Source organism: Clostridium sp., from assembly GCF_026168755.1.
Taxonomy (GTDB): domain Bacteria; phylum Bacillota; class Clostridia; order Clostridiales; family Clostridiaceae; genus Clostridium.
In genome coordinates this window covers 48,547-64,025 of the sequence record NZ_JAPFDR010000010.1, presented here as the reverse complement: position 1 = coordinate 64,025, position 15,479 = coordinate 48,547, and the positions used below count along the sequence as shown (strand labels likewise).

Sequence of the window (15,479 nt, the reverse complement as noted above, 5' to 3'; positions counted from 1 at the left end):
CTCAGAGATACGTTTACAATATTATTATATGTATAAGATAAATTTAATATTCAGTATTCTTTAAGAAATAAAATTTGCATAAATATTACATATAAATCATAGAATTTTTTGAGAACAATAATAAGGGAAAGTAATGAGTTATGAGTGTTAAAGTAGAGATTTTTTCAGGGTTTCTTGGAGCAGGAAAAACACAATTAATTAAAAAGCTTATAGAAGAAGGTTATTATAAAGAGAAAATTGCCATAATTGAAAATGAATTTGGAGAAGTAAGTATTGATGGTGCAGTTTTAAAAAGAACAAATACTTTAGTAAAAGAGATAAATGCAGGATGCATTTGTTGTCAAGTTACTGGAGATTTTAAAGAATCAATATTAGATGTTGTGGAAAATTGCAATGTAGATAGATTATTAGTTGAACCAACAGGAGTTGCTAAATTAAGTGACATAAAAAAGGTATTTACTGAAAAAGAATTTAAGGGTATAGCAGAAGTAGAGAAATCTATAACTGTAGTAGATGCAGAAAAGTTTGATTTGTACTTAACTAACTTTAAGAGTTTTTTTATTAACCAGATAAAAAATGCAGATATTATAATTTTAAGTAGAACTCAAAATATTAGTAATGAAGAAGTGAGAAGATTACAATCTGAAATCAATAAATTAAATTCTAAGGCAATAATAATGGGAAAACAATGGGATAATACAAAATCAGAGGAGTTAATTCCAAAAGTATTTTTCTTTAATGATAGAAGCTATGTAAAGGAAAAAGCTAACTTTAGAAAGAGTAATCTCAATTATGGAAATATTAAAAAGGAAAAAAGTGAAGAAAATTTATTTGAAAGCTTTGCTTTAAAAATAGATAGAGATGTATCTAGAGAGGAATTATTAAGTAAGTTTAATTTTATAAAAAGTAGTTTTGAATTTGGTGAAATAATTAGGGCAAAGGGGATTGTTAATACTAAAAATGGTAAAGAACAATTTGATTACACCTTATCTGAAATAAATATGCAAAAGATAGCATATAGAGGAGAAACTGTTATTTCATTTATTGGGACGAACTTAGATAAAGAGAAGATTAAGAAGTTTTTCTTATAAGTAAAAGTCAAAATTTTAATTAGTTAAGAAGGTGGAGAAATGAAGGTTGGCATAGATGTAGTTACTGGATTTTTAGGGGCTGGTAAGTCAGCCTTTATTAATTCCTTAATAAATAAAACAATTGCAGATAAAGAAAAAATAGTTGTTGTTACTTGTGAAAGTGGCAAGACTCAAATAAATGAATTTAATGAAAATGGACAAAGTGTAAAACATATTAGTTTTATGGGGGATAGTCTAGAAATTAATAATGAAATTTATGAAATAGTAAAAAAATATAAACCTCATAGAATAATTATAGAATATAACGGAACAGATACATTAGAGCATTTATATAAGTGCGTATTTGATAATGAAACAGGTAAATTTATAAAGCTTTCAACTATTTATTTTATTTGTGATGGAAGAAAAATTGAGTTCTATGTTATGAATATGGGAGAAATATTATTACCATTTATACAAAATAGTGATGTAATTGTAATTAATAATTATAATGTAGAAAAAAGTTTGGAAGTAGAAAAGGGGGTTAAACTATTGGAAAGTTTAAATCATAAGGCACAAATAATAAAAACAGAAGGCAATAATGATTTTAATTTAGCCTTAGAAAATAGTAAGTTGTTAGAGGAAAAGCTAGTAAGAAATATGAGGGTAAAATTAATAGAGTATATGAGAAAGTAAGATAGCGGGTGAGAAAGTGAGTATAAGTAAATTTGAATCATGGATGTGGAGTTACCTAGGGATTATCGTTGAAGCATTACCGTTTCTATTAATAGGAGCAGTATTATCAGCTTTAATTCAAATTTACGTATCAGATGAATTAATAAAAAAAATAATTCCTAAAAATAGTATCATAGCATATTTTATAGCAGCTATATCAGGAATACTTTTTCCAGTATGTGAATGTGCAATAGTTCCAATTACAAGAAGTTTAATAAAAAAAGGATTACCCATAGGAGTTGGAATAACGTTTATGTCAGCAGTTCCTATAGTTAATCCTGTTGTAATTATGTCTACATATTATGCATTTCCAAATGATATTAATATTGCTATATATAGAACAATAGGTGGAGTAATAGGAGCTTTAATAGTTGGAAGGATTGTTGGATTCATTTATGATAAAAAGAAAAATACAGAAGTTTTAAAAAGTGAAGAAGTTGCTCTTTACTGTGATTGTTGTACTTTTAGTAATAATTATTATATTTCATTAAAAGGTAAAATCAAAAATTTATTTTTAAATGCATCTAATGAGTTTTTAAATATTAGTGTTTATTTTATTTTTGGGGCGCTTCTTTCAAGTATTTTTGTGGTATTTCTTCAAGATAGTTTAATTAATAATATGACATCAGGAAAAGTAGCTGGAATAGGAATAATGATGCTATTAGGATTTTTATTATCTTTATGTTCAGAAGCAGATGCCTTTGTTGCAAAAGGATTTATGGATAATTTTGGAGTGGCGGCAGTAATAGCATTTTTAATATTAGGGCCAATGATGGATTTAAAAAATTTAATATTATCTTTTGGTTTTTTTAAAAAGAGCTTTGTATTACAATTACTTTTAATAATTTGTATAGTTGTATTTGGAATATGCTTAGCAGTAGTATAAATTCAAAAATATTGGATAATTAAGTTTTTAGCTTTTGACTAATATAAGAGGTGTGTATGAAGAAATTTAATATTGATGAGTTAATATGGTTTATTATATTAATATTATTAGATTTGTCTATAGTATTTTTAATAAGAAGTGGAAATATAACTAATTTTGTAAGTAGTGATATGATTATTTATTTCTATTTAAGCATAATAATATTAAGTATTTTTACTGTATTTCAATTTGGTAGAATTTTTACAATAAAGAGGAGAGTAGAAACTACAAATAAATTTATTCCTGTAACATTCACATTGTGTATTGGAGTAATATTATTATACCTTTTCCCATTGTTAAAAGGAAATGAGGATATAAATGATGATTTATTATTTAAAAATCATACTGATGCAATAATTATAAATAGTGAAAATTATGATATATTAAATAAAATTGAAGAACATAAAGATGAATATGAAGGGAAAAATATATTATTTTTAGGATATATTGATAAAGATGAAAATAATTCAGATTTTATGATTATAACTAGGCAAGTGATAAAATGCTGTCAAGCTGATAAGGAAAAAATACAAATAAAATTAAAGGGTATAAAATCTAATTTAGAAGAAGGGCAATGGATTAATATTTATGGTAAGATACGTTTTGATAGTGATTTTTATGTTTTAGTAGAGGATTACACATTACAAGATGAGCCTAAAGATATATATTTTCATGAGCATCTTTAAGGCTTGTTCTTTTAAAAGAAAATTGTTATTATATAAGTTATGAAACCCTTAAAATTAGCATAATAAAAACATAAAGGCGGGATGAATTAATGGAATTGCCAAAGATTAAAGTGGCAGATTTTGAAGGACCTTTTGATTTATTATTACATCTTATAAAGAAGAATAAGATGGATATATATAATGTAGAAATATATAAAGTTACAAATCAATATTTAGAGTATCTTAATACAAGAAAAGTTATGGATCTTGAGATAACATCAGAATTTATTGTTGTTGCAGCTACATTAATAGAGATAAAATCAAAAAATCTTCTTCCTAAGATAAAAGTAGAAGAGGAAGAAAATGAAGAAGATATTGAAAAGAGATTAATGGAAAAATTAATTGAGTATAAGAAGATAAAATCAGTATCTGAATTCTTTAAAGAGAGATATATAAATCAAGGCGATGTTTATAGTAAGAAGCCAGAAATAATTGAGGAAGTTAAAAGTGAACCAGTTAATAATGTTGATATATTTAAAAATATAACATTATTAGATTTATATAATATTTACAATAAAATATTAGAAAACTATAGAGAAAAGCAAAATAAATTTAATGTAGTACAAAAGAAAATATACGTAGATAAGTATAAAGTTGAAGATAAAATGAACGAGCTTTTAGAGAGAGTTAATTCAAATAAAGTAATTGGATTTGAGGATTTAATGAAAGAAAGTTCTTGTAAACTTGAAACTGTAGTTACATTTTTAGCGTTACTTGAGCTTATAAAAATTAGAACTATTAACGTCTATCAAGATGAGAGTTTTGGAAATATACTTATCAAGAGGAGGAGAGATAGTGAGTAATATTGATGTGAAGCAGTATGAATTTAAAGAGCTATCTAGAAAGGCCAATATAAAATCAGCTATAGAATCAATGCTATTTGTAAGTGGAGAACCTTTATCATTAAGAGATTTAAGTAATAATTTAGAAATTAAGGATAAGGTTGTTGAAGAAATAATAAAAGAAATGATGAGTGAGTATGAAGAGGAAAGCAGAGGAATTAGATTAATAAGTATAAATGGAGCTTATCAACTAGTTACTAAAAGTGAAAATTCAGATTATATTCAAAAGTTATTAAAGAAGAATAAAAGACATTCACTTTCACAAGCATCTATAGAAAGCTTAGCAATTATAGCATATAAGCAACCAATTACACGTATTGATATAGATGAAATAAGAGGTGTTAAATCAGAGTCAGCTATTCAAAAGCTTGTTGAAAAGGGATTGATAAAGGATATAGGAAGATTAGAAGTTCCAGGCAGACCTATACTTTATGGAACTACAGATGAATTCTTAAGACAATTCGGATTAGAAACATTAAAAGAATTGCCATCACTTGATTTGTATAATGGTGAAGAGGCTAAGAGCTCTATGGATGTTCTAAATCAAGCACTTAAGGATATGAACTCTGAAGATATTAATGATGAAATGCAAGATGAGAACACTGAAAATTATATAGAAGATGCAGAAGTTGCATCAGATAAAGAAGTATAAAAAAATATAGCTACTGAATAGTTTTTTCAGTAGCTATATTTTTTTATACTATATCGTTATTATCGACTTTCTTATCACTAAAGAATCCCTTTACCATATCGAGAACTTGAGGGATAGAGTCAACTAGTCTATCGACACTATTATCATAATCAACTGGTTGTAATCTTACCATTCCATCTTTAATAATTAAAAAAGCAATTGGTTTAACACTAACTCCAGCACCAGATCCACCACCAAAAGGATATTTTTCATCTTCTCTTCTTAGGGAAGTATGATTACCAAATTCACTTCCACCAGATGCAAAACCAAAAGAAACTTTAGAAATTGGAACAATAGAAGTACCATCACTAGTTTCTACAACATCTCCAATTATAGTATTAACATCTATCATATCACGTAAGTTTTCCATAGTGCTTCTCATTAAGTTTTCTAATTCATGTTTATCAGTCATAATAATCCCTATATTTAGGGAGTCACCTCCTATTTTTACGAATAGATTTATAAATAATAAAGAATATATAAATAATTTGAGCTAAATTAAAGGTAATTATACTACTTATTGTAAACTCAAATAGTATTTCATCTTTAAATATTGGCTTAAAATTATTCTTTAATAATTTAACTTTAAATAATATAGAAAAAATATAAATTAAAATGGGGTTAATATTATAAAATAGACCCAAACATATAGCAGTTTTGCTTGCATCTCCTAGAGAATAAATAATATCACTAGAAAACTTTATTGATGGTTTGAATTTATTTTTTTTTAGAGTAATATAAATGGTTTTTATAAGAGGTTTTAAATTTTTTTTCTTAGAATCAATATCAATACAATCTTTAAGTTTAGAACTTTTTGTTTTTGAATCTTTTATATTTATATCTTTTTTCTTTTTTTTATCTAAAAAACTTTTAAGCATACCATCATCATGAGATATTATATTAATATTATAAAATTTTATATAATACATATCTTTTGAATAATGAAGCTTAAACTTTAAAGGAATAGGTATAAATAAAATTAATATTAAAAAAATAATGATTACAAAAAAAAACATAATTAACCTCCACTAGCTTTTTATAGTATTGCCACAAAAATAAAATATAAATCATAAAAATTTATTATTTAGGTTTAAAATTTTTATAAATGAAAATACTACATGTGTAAGGAGAAAATAGGAGTGATACTAATGATAAAATTTAAAAAAGTAGGAATAACTTTGAGTTTGTTTTTAATAATTTTTCAATTATTAAGTAATTGTGCATATGCTCAATGTTTTGAAGATGAAGATGATAATGAATTAGCAATACTTGAAGATGATGAAATAGATGATGTAGATATGAATAATATACTAAATAGTATTAAAGTCTCAGCAAGGAACGCAATAGCCTTAGATAGCAAAACAAAGCAAGTCTTATTTGAACAAAATGCTGATGAAATAGTACCAATGGCCAGCACAACAAAAATCCTTACAGCTTTGGTTGCAATAACTCATGGAGACTTAGATAGAGAAGTTACTATAAGTAAAAATGCAGCATCTATTAGAGGGTCAAAAGTAGGATATGTAGCAGGAGAGAAAATAAGATTAAGAGAGTTGTTATACGGATTAATGTATAAATCAGGTAATGATGCAGCTATAGCAATTGCTGAAGATATAGGAGGAAGTGTTGAAGGGTTTGCTAAGATAATGAATGATTATGCTATTAGTTTGGGATTAATAAATTCACACTTTGAAAGTCCACATGGGTTAGATAGTGCTAAACATTATACATGTGCATATGATTTAGCTCTTTTAACTACAAAAGCTATGGAAAGTGAGTTGTTTTGTCAAATTTGTGGAACAAAAAGTATAACTATGGATACTTCAAATTTTACAAGAGATTATAACAATATAAATAAGATATTATATAAAATTCCAGAAGCAAATGGAGTTAAAACAGGTTATACAGGGCAAGCAGGAAAATGCTTAGTATCTTCAGTTAAACATGAAGGAAGAAATATAATTATAGTTGTTTTAAATTGTAGTGATAGATGGAATGTTACAGAAAATATATATAAATATGTTGTAGATAACTATTCCTTTAAGAATGAAAATGTAAAGGATATTGCAAAAACATCAGAATTTATCAGTTTAGGAAGTGTTATTGAAGAGTGTGACTTTGAATATGGATTTAAGGGTGAAGGGTCTATAGAAGTAGAAGTTTTCAATACAATAAATAAAAATTCTGGAGATATAATCGGTAAAGTAGCTTTAAATAATCAGGGAGAAGAATTAGTAAAAAAAGCATTGATTTGTGGTAAAGATATAACGGAAAATGAATTTGAAGAAATAGTTAATAAAGGAAGCACTAATTATTAGTGCTTTTTTCTTTTATTGCATAAATTTATGTTATAAAATATAAATATATAAGTTATAATTATAAAGGAGTTTTAAGATAGTATTATATAAAAAAATATATCTATAGGATAAAATGGAGGAGAATTGTAAAATGAAAAATAAAGTACAAAATATAGAGGCATTAGCACAAACTAAATTTTTAAGTCTTTATAATGCTAATTATATAAATAAAGGTGGAAATAAAAAGACTTGGACTATTGCCACTAGAAAAAGCAAAGAAGTATTAGAAGAGCAATTCTTTAATGGAAAAGAGGATAAAGTTGATGCAGTTGTTATATTAGCTTATCATAAGGAAGAGAAGAAATTAGTGGCAATAAGACAATTTAGAATACCTCTAAATAATTATGTTTACGAATTACCAGCAGGTTTAATAGATAATAATGATGATATTATATCAACAGTAAAAAGAGAGTTAAAGGAAGAAACAGGGTTAGATTTAGATAAAGTTATAGAAAATAAAATGGGGCAAAAATTATATTTATCACCAGGAATGACAGATGAATCAGTTTCTTTAGTTTATTGTACATGTTCTGGAAAAGTATCTGATGAAAATTTAGAAGAAGATGAGGATATAGAAACAATATTGTTATCTAAAGAAGATGCTATAAAAATAATAAATAGTAATGAAAGATGTGATATAAAATTCTTTATGGCCTTACAAAGCTTTATTCAAATGGGAAATAAGATTTTTGAATGATATTTCAATAAATTGTTAAAAATGTTAAAATAAAATTGATAAAATAAAAAAAATACAATCTAATATTTACTAAATAATAAATTCATGATATATTTATAGAAACGTAGCAGATAATAGAATAATTAACCTTTATTTTCATAGGAAATAAAAGGTGAAAAGCTCTATTTTTAAGAAAAGTTATGAAAGAACAATGGGGGGAAAAACATGAAGAAGAACGAATATGGATTGTTTACAGCCATAACTATGATAGTTGGTATAGTTATAGGATCTGGGATATTCTTTAAAAGCGATAATATATTAGTCGCGACAGATGGAAGTATTGCTTTAGGAGTATTAGTATTTTGTATAGCAGCTATTGCAATAATATTTGGAAGTTTAACAATATCACAACTTGCATCTAGAAGCTCACAATCAGGAGGAATAATAGCATATGCAGAAGAGAATTATAATAAATCACTAGCATGTGCATTTGGATGGTTCCAAACATTTTTATATTTTCCTACTTTAATAGCAGTTGTTTCTTGGGTATCAGGAATATATATATGTATGTTATTTGGAGTAGAAGGTACTTTAGAAATACAAATGTTAATAGGTTTTGCTATTATGGCATTCTTATTTATAATGAATACTTTATCTGCAAAGTTAGGTGGATTATTTCAAAATGCATCTACCGTTATAAAATTAATACCTTTGATTTTAATTGCAATTGCAGGGTTAATTTTTGGTGATACAAGCAATATTACATTAAGTCATGTAACATCAATGCAATCAGTTGGTTGGATTGCTGCCATAGCACCAATTGCATTTTCATTTGATGGTTGGGTAGTGTCTACATCTATAGGACATGAAATAAAAGATTCGAAAAGAAATTTACCAAAGGCTTTAATAATAGCACCAATATTTATTTTAGCTATGTATGTGTTATATTTTGTTGGTATAAGTATTTATTTAGGACCAGAAACAATTATGGCTCTTGGTGATGCTCATGTTGATTTAGCAGCTAATAATTTATTAGGTCCATGGGGAGCTAAAATAGTATTAGTGTTTGTAATAATATCTATAATGGGAACAATTAACGGATTAACATTAGGGATGATAAGATTACCACATTCTTTAGCAGAAAGAAATATGGTCCCTAATTCAGAGTTTGTTTCTAAAGTAAATGAAAAATTATTAATGCCTGTAAATTCTGCTTTAGTTGCATTTTTAGTATCTTTAGTATGGTTTGTTGTTCATTATATAACAACTAAATTTGAAATTCTTCCAAATTCAGATATATCAGAAATATCAATAACAATGAGTTATACTTTATATATTATTTTATACTTTAAGGTATTACAACTGGGAAGAAGTGGTGAAATTAAAGGCGTTTGGAATTCTAAAATAAATCCAACATTAGCTATAATAGGATCATTAATAATTCTATTTGGTAGTATGGGTAATCAGTTGTTCTGGATATATGCAGGATTCTGTTTATTAGTAATAATATCAGCAGTATTATTCTGGAAAAGTAAAGAAAAAGTAATTAGCAGAAAATTCGCTGAAGATTAAAGAAGACATTTTAGTCACAACATATATAAGATAGTTAACTATTTTATATATGTTGTGGCTTTTTATGTTTATAAATTATATTAAATATATGAATAATTTCTTATTAAACATGTAATAAGTTTATTTATTAAAATATAGTAGAATATTTTATATATCAGAGGACTTATAGTAACAAAAAGAAATTTTTAAAATAATCTATATAGTGTATAGTATTACTTTAGGAGTTTAAATGTTTAAGGAGACAATTGATTGTATAGATGCAGGGACTGAATTTTGCCCGTGTCACTTAGCTGAGAAGGGTGAATGTATTCTTTGTTCACAATTGCAAGGAAGTCATTTTTGTGATTGTTTAAATTGGAAGGGAGTATGTATATATCAAGAACTTCATGATAATGGAAACAAGGCAAAAGAGCAAAGAAAAACGTATACTTGTAAAGTATGTGAAAAGGTATTATATCCAGATGATGTATTATTAATTAAATTTGAAGCACCGCATAAGCTTGTAATAGATTTAGCAAGGCCTGGTAGCTTTATTTTTATTAGAAGTGAAGAAAATGTATATTTTGATGTTCCTATTTCGATTTTAGAATCAGATATAGAAACTAATATAATATCTATTATGATAGAAATAAGAGGAATTAAGACTAAGCAATTATTAAATATTGAGTCTGGAGGAAATATAACAATAAGAGGACCTTATTGGAACGGAGTATTTGGATTAAAAAACATAAGAAAACAAAAAAATAATGAGGCTTTAGTTATTGCTAGAGGTATTGGTATGGCACCTATGATGCCTGTAATTGACAGATTAGTCGAAAATGGTAATACAGTAACACTTTTATTAGATAAACAACCTTTTAAGGAAATATATGTTTCGGAGTGGTTAGATAAATTAAATATAGTACCTCAAGAGATGAATTTAATAGAAAAAGGAGAGTTATCACCAGAGGGAAAGGTTGCTATAAAATCTATTGTTAAATATAATAATATATCTTTAATCCATATAGCTGGAGCAGATATATTAACTTATAGTGTTATTGATTTTTTAGATTCTTTAGATAGAAAAGATATAGATTTATCATGTTGCAATAATTTTAAGATGTGTTGTGGAGAAGGTGTATGCGGAAGTTGTACAGCTAGATTTTCAGGTCATAGAGTAAAGAGATTTTGTAAAGTACAAGCTAGTCCAAGAGGTATTTTTGAGGGGAGGAGATTAATATGAAGGTAGTAGTTGTTGGGGGAGGTTGGTCAGGCTGTGCTGCCGCAATAACAGCGAAGAAAGCTGGAGCAGATGTCCATATCTATGAAAAAACAGATCTTTTACTTGGACTTGGTAATGTTGGTGGTATAATGAGAAATAATGGACGTTATACTGCATCAGAAGAGCTTATAGCTTTAGGGGCAGGAGACTTAATTGAAATAACAGATAAATGTGCAAGACATGCTAATATAGAATTCCCTGGTCATAAACATGCAACTCTTTATGATGTTAATATTATTGAAGGTGTAGTAAGAGATTATTTGAAATCATTAGGAATACATCTTCATTTAGAGAGTCGTGTTAAAGATGTTGATGTTGAAAACAATAAGATAAGGGGAATTTTATTAAGTGATGACACTTACGTTAAAGGTGATGTGTTTATTGAAACAACTGGTTCAACAGGACCTATGGGGAATTGTTTAAGATATGGTAATGGATGTTCTATGTGTATATTGCGTTGCCCTGCTTTTGGACCAAGATTAAGTATAAGTGCAAGATGTGGAGTTTCAGATATTCAAGGTGAAAGAGATGGAGATGCACTTGGAGCATTTTCAGGATCTTGTAAGCTTGCAAAGGAAAGTTTATCTAATGAAATTAGAGAGCAACTAGATAAAACAGGGGTAGTTGTTTTAAAGGTTCCTGATGAAGATGTAAATTATGGTAAGCTTAGTACAAAGGTATGTCAACAATATGCACTTAAGGAGTTTGCAGAAAATATAGTTTTACTTGATACTGGTCATGCTGTGTGGTTGAATTTGCAACAATTGGAATAAATCAGGAAGTAGAGAGTCTACTTTTTTTTTACGTCTCCACTTCCAATGAAATATACTGTTACATCTTGAGTATTACCATCCCATAGAATCTTATCTACTAAAACACCTATTAGGAGTCTTTGTTCATTAGAATCTAGTTCTCTTATATCAGCACACTTTTCTAGTAAGCTTTTTATAAAGTCTAGGTCTAATTTCTTGTAGTTTGAATCTTCTATCTCTTTTGATATTTCATCTAGTTGTTTCTGTAACTCTTGCATTTCATTTTTAGTGGATCTTATTCTTTGTATTATTATATCATCTAGGTCATCAGCAATTGCTAACTTATCTATTAAATTATTAAGTATTTTTTGTTTGGCATCAATTTCTTTTTGTATTGATATCTGCTTTTGTTTTACATCTTTATTTTTCTTAACTGAGTTATTTTTCTTTTTAAGGCTTTGAATATAGCTTTTTTTATTTTTATCTAGTCTTTCTAGCTCTTGGAGTAATAAATCTTCTACAGCATCTATCTTAACATTTTTGTTTTTGCATAATTCATTTTTGGATTTCTTTTTTAATGAGCAGGAGTAGTAGTGTTGTCTTTTTCCTGTATCTTTTTTAATATTTCCATGAATCACCTGCATGTAGTTATTACAGTGGGCACAATATATTTTTCCAACAAGTTTTGCATCGTGGGTTCTTGCTTTTTTAGGGAATGAACCTCTATTGCCTTTAAATTGTTCTTGTACTTGAATCCATTTATCTGCTTCAATTATACCAGGGCAATTACTTATTGCAGCTATCCAATTTTCTTTATCGTTTGGTATTTTCATTGATTTCCCATTTCTAGTTACGTGCTTTGTCTTATTATAACTAAGATAGCTATGTTTGCCATCAGGTTCACCATATACATTCCATCCATCATCCTCAAGCCACCTCTTAAGTTCTGGAGAGCTTATTGCATAAACAGGATTATTTAAGATTACCTTTAATGATGTTTTTTCAAGAAGGATATTTCTATTTGATTTAATGTTGTGAGAAGCAAAGTAAGTTTCTGTTTTATGCAATGAACCTTCTCTTAGATAAGTATCATAAATAAGATTAACTAGTTTTAGCTCCTCATCATTTTTCACAAGTTTAACTAATCTTCTTTCATTTCCTTCTTCATCAATATAAGATGAACCTTCACTATCAAAGCCAAGAGGGGTTCTACCTCCAGACCATTTTCCTGACTTGGCTAGTTCAATCATATTATCTCTTACGCGTTCAGCAATGGTTTCACGTTCAAGTTGGGCAAATACTGATGCTATGTATATCATAGCTCTTCCCATTGGAGTAGTTGTATCAAATTGTTCTTTAACACTTATAAAATCAACTCCATAGCTTTGAATTTCATCTAAGGTAGTGGAGAAGTCAGATACATTTCTACTAATTCTATCAAGTCTATAGCATATTAGAATATCAAATTTTTCTTTTTTAATATCATTAAGAAGCTTCTGGAACTTTGGCCTGTTGATATTTCCACCAGAAAATCCTTCGTCTTCATAAATAATATATTCATGGTCTTTATTTCTATAATTAGTCTCAATGTAGTCCTTACACATTTGAATTTGGTTACCTATGGAATCACCTTTTCCTGTGTATTTGCTCTTTCTTGAGTAAATAGCAATCTTCATCTAATCACCTCAGTTTAATATATGCAACATTATTTTAAAATAAATATATTTTAGATTTATCCTAATAAGTTCTTTAGATAAATACAATCTCAATCTTTTCTTTAGTGTATAAAGTATTACTAAGTGTAACCAAAAGAAGTGTACAAGCATAGTATAGATTATTAATTTATAGGGGGCGAGATAGTGACGATTACATGTATTTATCCAGAAGATATGAGTATTTTAGAAAATAAGTTAATAGATATATTAACAGATATTGCAATACAAAAATTTACGTCTGAGGAAATAGATTTAATTGTTGATTATCTTGAAGAAAATGATTGTAAGTACTTTGATTAACTTATGAAAAATAGGCTAATTAGCCTTAACCAATAAGGATTAACATAATAAAGAATTTGTTAAATGGTGAATTTAATAAGTATTAGCTAAGGAGATAATTAGAAATGGAGTGATTAAGTAATGGAATTAATTAAGATAATAGAAAGAGAAGGTAGACAATTAGTAAGTGGTAGAGAATTAGATGAGTTTTTAGAAATAGGAACTAAGTATAAGGATTGGTTCCGAAGAATGGTTGAGTATGGATTTGAGGAAGAAATTGATTTTATAAGGGTGGCTTAAAAAAGAGCAACCAATAATTTAAAGAATCCAGTGACTACAGTAATAGATAATGCAATTTCTATAGATATGGTAAAAGAAATAATTATTAATTATAAAGTTCCATTGGTGCTAGAAAATGAAATTAAATTATTAAATGTGGAGGGATAAAATATGGAAATTAATATAGAGGTATGGGAAAATTGCACAGCTTAGACTTAATAGAGACTTAGCTAAAATCAGGTATTATTTAATGAAGAGTTCCATTGAAAATATAAAGTTTGAAATAGAGGTTTTAAGAAGTATGCTGATTTGGCTTAGGGTTGAGTTAAGTGTTCTTAAAGGTGAAGAGGTTACATGGTTGAATTAAGAGATATTAATACTTTGAAATTAGTTTTAGAACTAGAGTGAAGGTAATGTGTAAAAAGCACATATGTTACAGAAGAAGAATTTAGTAAAATACAAGTTTTTAAAAAAGGGAACAAGAATTTTAGATATATTAAATGGTCTGGTACACTTAAGATTTTGGAGATTAAGCTATGAAAATAATATTTTACCAGCAAAAGACACATTGGCAATCCGGCAAGATTAATCTCAATGTGTCTTGATGAAAAGTTTAATAAAACTCTCTATTTTTATTATACAATAGGGAGTTTTCTCTGTAAATAAACTGTTTTTTAAAGGTACTTAATTTAAGGACTTTGAGAGCTTGTAATAGGTATTATCTTTAGAACGTTATTTAAATTTAAGAAATAAAGTTATAGGGGTAAAGGGTATGGCTATTAGAGAGAAGAGATTTCTATGTGGTAAATATTTAGAAGTAGAAATATATCCTATTTCTAAATATGAACAAAAGAAAAGTAGATCAAAGAAAAAGAAGGAGAGTAGAAAGGAACAAAAGAACCTAAATGATAAAAATGCAAGAAAGAATTTAAGAAGAAGAATTCATGCTAACTTTGATAATAAGGATTTAATAGTTAGCCTTAGTTATGATGCAGCTAATCTTCCAAATAGTGAAGAGACTGCTATTCGTGATAGAAATAATTATATTAGGAGAATTAAAAACTTTAGGAAGAGGAATGGACTTGATGAATTAAAATATATAGCAGTTTTAGAATATAGAGAAGCTACAGATGATAAAAGAACAAAAACAAGAATCCACCATCACATTATAATATCTGGAATGGATAGAGATAAGGCAGAAGAACTATGGGGAAAAGGCACAGCTAATGCAAATAGAATGCAAGCTAATGAACTAGGTTTTGAAGAATTAGCAAATTATCTTTCAAAGGATCCTAGAGGAAAGAAAAGATGGAGTCAATCTAAGAATATAATTATACCATTGCCAAAGATTAATGATTATAAGTATTCAAATAAAAAATTATATGAGCTATCACAAAACCAAGGGGAAAGAGAAGTCTTTGAGAAGCTTTATCCAGGGTTTATTTATACTGGCAATGATGTGGTGTGTAATGATGTTGATGGTGGTATTTATGTTTATATAAAGATGAGAAGATTAGAGTAGTATATATAATTATAAATCTATTATCTTTATGATATATGTATTAATTTATATAATGAATTTTATGTAGAGCTCATAAAA

General features: G+C 27.3%; 15 protein-coding genes and 1 pseudogene. 14 read left to right on the top strand and 2 right to left on the bottom strand.

Translation table 11 applies throughout. From position 1 onward, the window contains the following. The first annotated feature begins 140 nt into the window (after window positions 1-140). The 6 genes from Q0Y03_RS05930 (at window position 141) to scpB (ending at window position 4,949) form a co-directional block, all read left to right on the top strand. Window positions 141-1,091 (top strand): GTP-binding protein, encoded by a 951-nt coding sequence (locus tag Q0Y03_RS05930; protein ID WP_297712922.1) that lies wholly within the window; start codon window positions 141-143, stop codon window positions 1,089-1,091. Between the two features lie 39 nt (window positions 1,092-1,130). After that, on the top strand, window positions 1,131-1,766 hold the full coding sequence (locus tag Q0Y03_RS05925) for a GTP-binding protein (RefSeq protein ID WP_297712921.1): 636 nt from the start codon (window positions 1,131-1,133) through the stop codon (window positions 1,764-1,766). Between the two features lie 16 nt (window positions 1,767-1,782). Then, window positions 1,783-2,691 (top strand): permease, encoded by a 909-nt coding sequence (locus tag Q0Y03_RS05920; protein WP_297712920.1) that lies wholly within the window; start codon window positions 1,783-1,785, stop codon window positions 2,689-2,691. Window positions 2,692-2,747: 56 nt separating this feature from the next. Next, complete coding sequence (locus Q0Y03_RS05915) at window positions 2,748-3,416, top strand: hypothetical protein (protein ID WP_297712919.1); 669 nt, start codon at window positions 2,748-2,750, stop codon at window positions 3,414-3,416. An 89-nt stretch (window positions 3,417-3,505) separates the two neighbouring features. Continuing rightward, window positions 3,506-4,258, top strand: a complete 753-nt coding sequence (locus Q0Y03_RS05910; protein WP_297712918.1) for a segregation/condensation protein A — start codon at window positions 3,506-3,508, stop codon at window positions 4,256-4,258. Continuing rightward, a complete protein-coding gene (scpB, locus tag Q0Y03_RS05905) occupies window positions 4,251-4,949 on the top strand; it encodes an SMC-Scp complex subunit ScpB (protein ID WP_297712917.1) in 699 nt (232 codons plus the stop codon). Before Q0Y03_RS05910 ends, scpB begins: the two co-directional genes overlap by 8 nt. Window positions 4,950-4,992: 43 nt before the next feature. On the opposite strand, the gene ytfJ is transcribed toward scpB, so the two are convergent. Next, window positions 4,993-5,400: a GerW family sporulation protein gene (ytfJ, locus tag Q0Y03_RS05900; RefSeq protein ID WP_297712915.1), complete on the bottom strand. Its 408-nt coding sequence runs from the start codon at window positions 5,398-5,400 to the stop codon at window positions 4,993-4,995. Window positions 5,401-6,136: 736 nt separating this feature from the next. Here ytfJ and Q0Y03_RS05895 point away from each other — a divergent pair. The 5 genes and pseudogenes from Q0Y03_RS05895 to Q0Y03_RS05875 all read left to right on the top strand — a co-directional run. Beyond that, complete coding sequence (locus Q0Y03_RS05895) at window positions 6,137-7,306, top strand: D-alanyl-D-alanine carboxypeptidase family protein (RefSeq protein WP_297712914.1); 1,170 nt, start codon at window positions 6,137-6,139, stop codon at window positions 7,304-7,306. Window positions 7,307-7,436: 130 nt separating this feature from the next. Next, window positions 7,437-8,042: an NUDIX hydrolase gene (locus Q0Y03_RS05890; RefSeq protein ID WP_297712913.1), complete on the top strand. Its 606-nt coding sequence runs from the start codon at window positions 7,437-7,439 to the stop codon at window positions 8,040-8,042. A 204-nt stretch (window positions 8,043-8,246) separates the two neighbouring features. Further along, complete coding sequence (locus Q0Y03_RS05885; protein ID WP_297712912.1) at window positions 8,247-9,593, top strand: APC family permease; 1,347 nt, start codon at window positions 8,247-8,249, stop codon at window positions 9,591-9,593. A gap of 229 nt (window positions 9,594-9,822) precedes the next feature. Continuing rightward, window positions 9,823-10,815: a sulfide/dihydroorotate dehydrogenase-like FAD/NAD-binding protein gene (locus tag Q0Y03_RS05880; RefSeq protein ID WP_297712911.1), complete on the top strand. Its 993-nt coding sequence runs from the start codon at window positions 9,823-9,825 to the stop codon at window positions 10,813-10,815. Further along, a pseudogene (locus tag Q0Y03_RS05875) lies at window positions 10,812-11,597 on the top strand (FAD-dependent oxidoreductase); the annotation flags it as partial. The gene Q0Y03_RS05880 and the pseudogene Q0Y03_RS05875, both read left to right, overlap by 4 nt. A 47-nt stretch (window positions 11,598-11,644) precedes the next feature. On the opposite strand, the gene Q0Y03_RS05870 reads toward Q0Y03_RS05875, so the two are convergent. Beyond that, window positions 11,645-13,282, bottom strand: a complete 1,638-nt coding sequence (locus Q0Y03_RS05870) for a recombinase family protein (protein WP_297712910.1) — start codon at window positions 13,280-13,282, stop codon at window positions 11,645-11,647. Window positions 13,283-13,465: 183 nt separating this feature from the next. Here Q0Y03_RS05870 and Q0Y03_RS05865 point away from each other — a divergent pair, with 183 nt between their 5' ends. From Q0Y03_RS05865 to Q0Y03_RS05855, 3 genes are all read left to right on the top strand, one after another. Then, window positions 13,466-13,621: a hypothetical protein gene (locus Q0Y03_RS05865; RefSeq protein ID WP_297712909.1), complete on the top strand. Its 156-nt coding sequence runs from the start codon at window positions 13,466-13,468 to the stop codon at window positions 13,619-13,621. A 120-nt stretch (window positions 13,622-13,741) separates the two neighbouring features. Then, entirely contained in the window at window positions 13,742-13,900 is a 159-nt protein-coding gene (locus Q0Y03_RS05860; RefSeq protein WP_297712908.1) for an antA/AntB antirepressor family protein, read from the top strand. A 751-nt stretch (window positions 13,901-14,651) separates the two neighbouring features. Continuing rightward, window positions 14,652-15,401, top strand: a complete 750-nt coding sequence (locus tag Q0Y03_RS05855; protein ID WP_297712907.1) for a hypothetical protein — start codon at window positions 14,652-14,654, stop codon at window positions 15,399-15,401. Window positions 15,402-15,479 lie beyond the last annotated feature (78 nt).

Excerpts from the sequence above, each read along its gene's own strand:
- Q0Y03_RS05930 (WP_297712922.1), top strand. The coding sequence starts at position 141 with ATGAGTGTTAAAGTAGAGATTTTTTCAGGGTTTCTTGGAGCAGGAAAA.
- Q0Y03_RS05925 (WP_297712921.1), top strand. The coding sequence starts at position 1,131 with ATGAAGGTTGGCATAGATGTAGTTACTGGATTTTTAGGGGCTGGTAAG.
- Q0Y03_RS05915 (WP_297712919.1), top strand. The coding sequence starts at position 2,748 with ATGAAGAAATTTAATATTGATGAGTTAATATGGTTTATTATATTAATA.
- Q0Y03_RS05910 (WP_297712918.1), top strand. The coding sequence starts at position 3,506 with ATGGAATTGCCAAAGATTAAAGTGGCAGATTTTGAAGGACCTTTTGAT.
- ytfJ (WP_297712915.1), bottom strand. The coding sequence starts at position 5,400 with ATGACTGATAAACATGAATTAGAAAACTTAATGAGAAGCACTATGGAA.
- Q0Y03_RS05895 (WP_297712914.1), top strand. The coding sequence starts at position 6,137 with ATGATAAAATTTAAAAAAGTAGGAATAACTTTGAGTTTGTTTTTAATA.
- Q0Y03_RS05890 (WP_297712913.1), top strand. The coding sequence starts at position 7,437 with ATGAAAAATAAAGTACAAAATATAGAGGCATTAGCACAAACTAAATTT.
- Q0Y03_RS05885 (WP_297712912.1), top strand. The coding sequence starts at position 8,247 with ATGAAGAAGAACGAATATGGATTGTTTACAGCCATAACTATGATAGTT.
- Q0Y03_RS05880 (WP_297712911.1), top strand. The coding sequence starts at position 9,823 with ATGTTTAAGGAGACAATTGATTGTATAGATGCAGGGACTGAATTTTGC.
- Q0Y03_RS05870 (WP_297712910.1), bottom strand. The coding sequence starts at position 13,282 with ATGAAGATTGCTATTTACTCAAGAAAGAGCAAATACACAGGAAAAGGT.
- Q0Y03_RS05860 (WP_297712908.1), top strand. The coding sequence starts at position 13,742 with ATGGAATTAATTAAGATAATAGAAAGAGAAGGTAGACAATTAGTAAGT.
- Q0Y03_RS05855 (WP_297712907.1), top strand. The coding sequence starts at position 14,652 with ATGGCTATTAGAGAGAAGAGATTTCTATGTGGTAAATATTTAGAAGTA.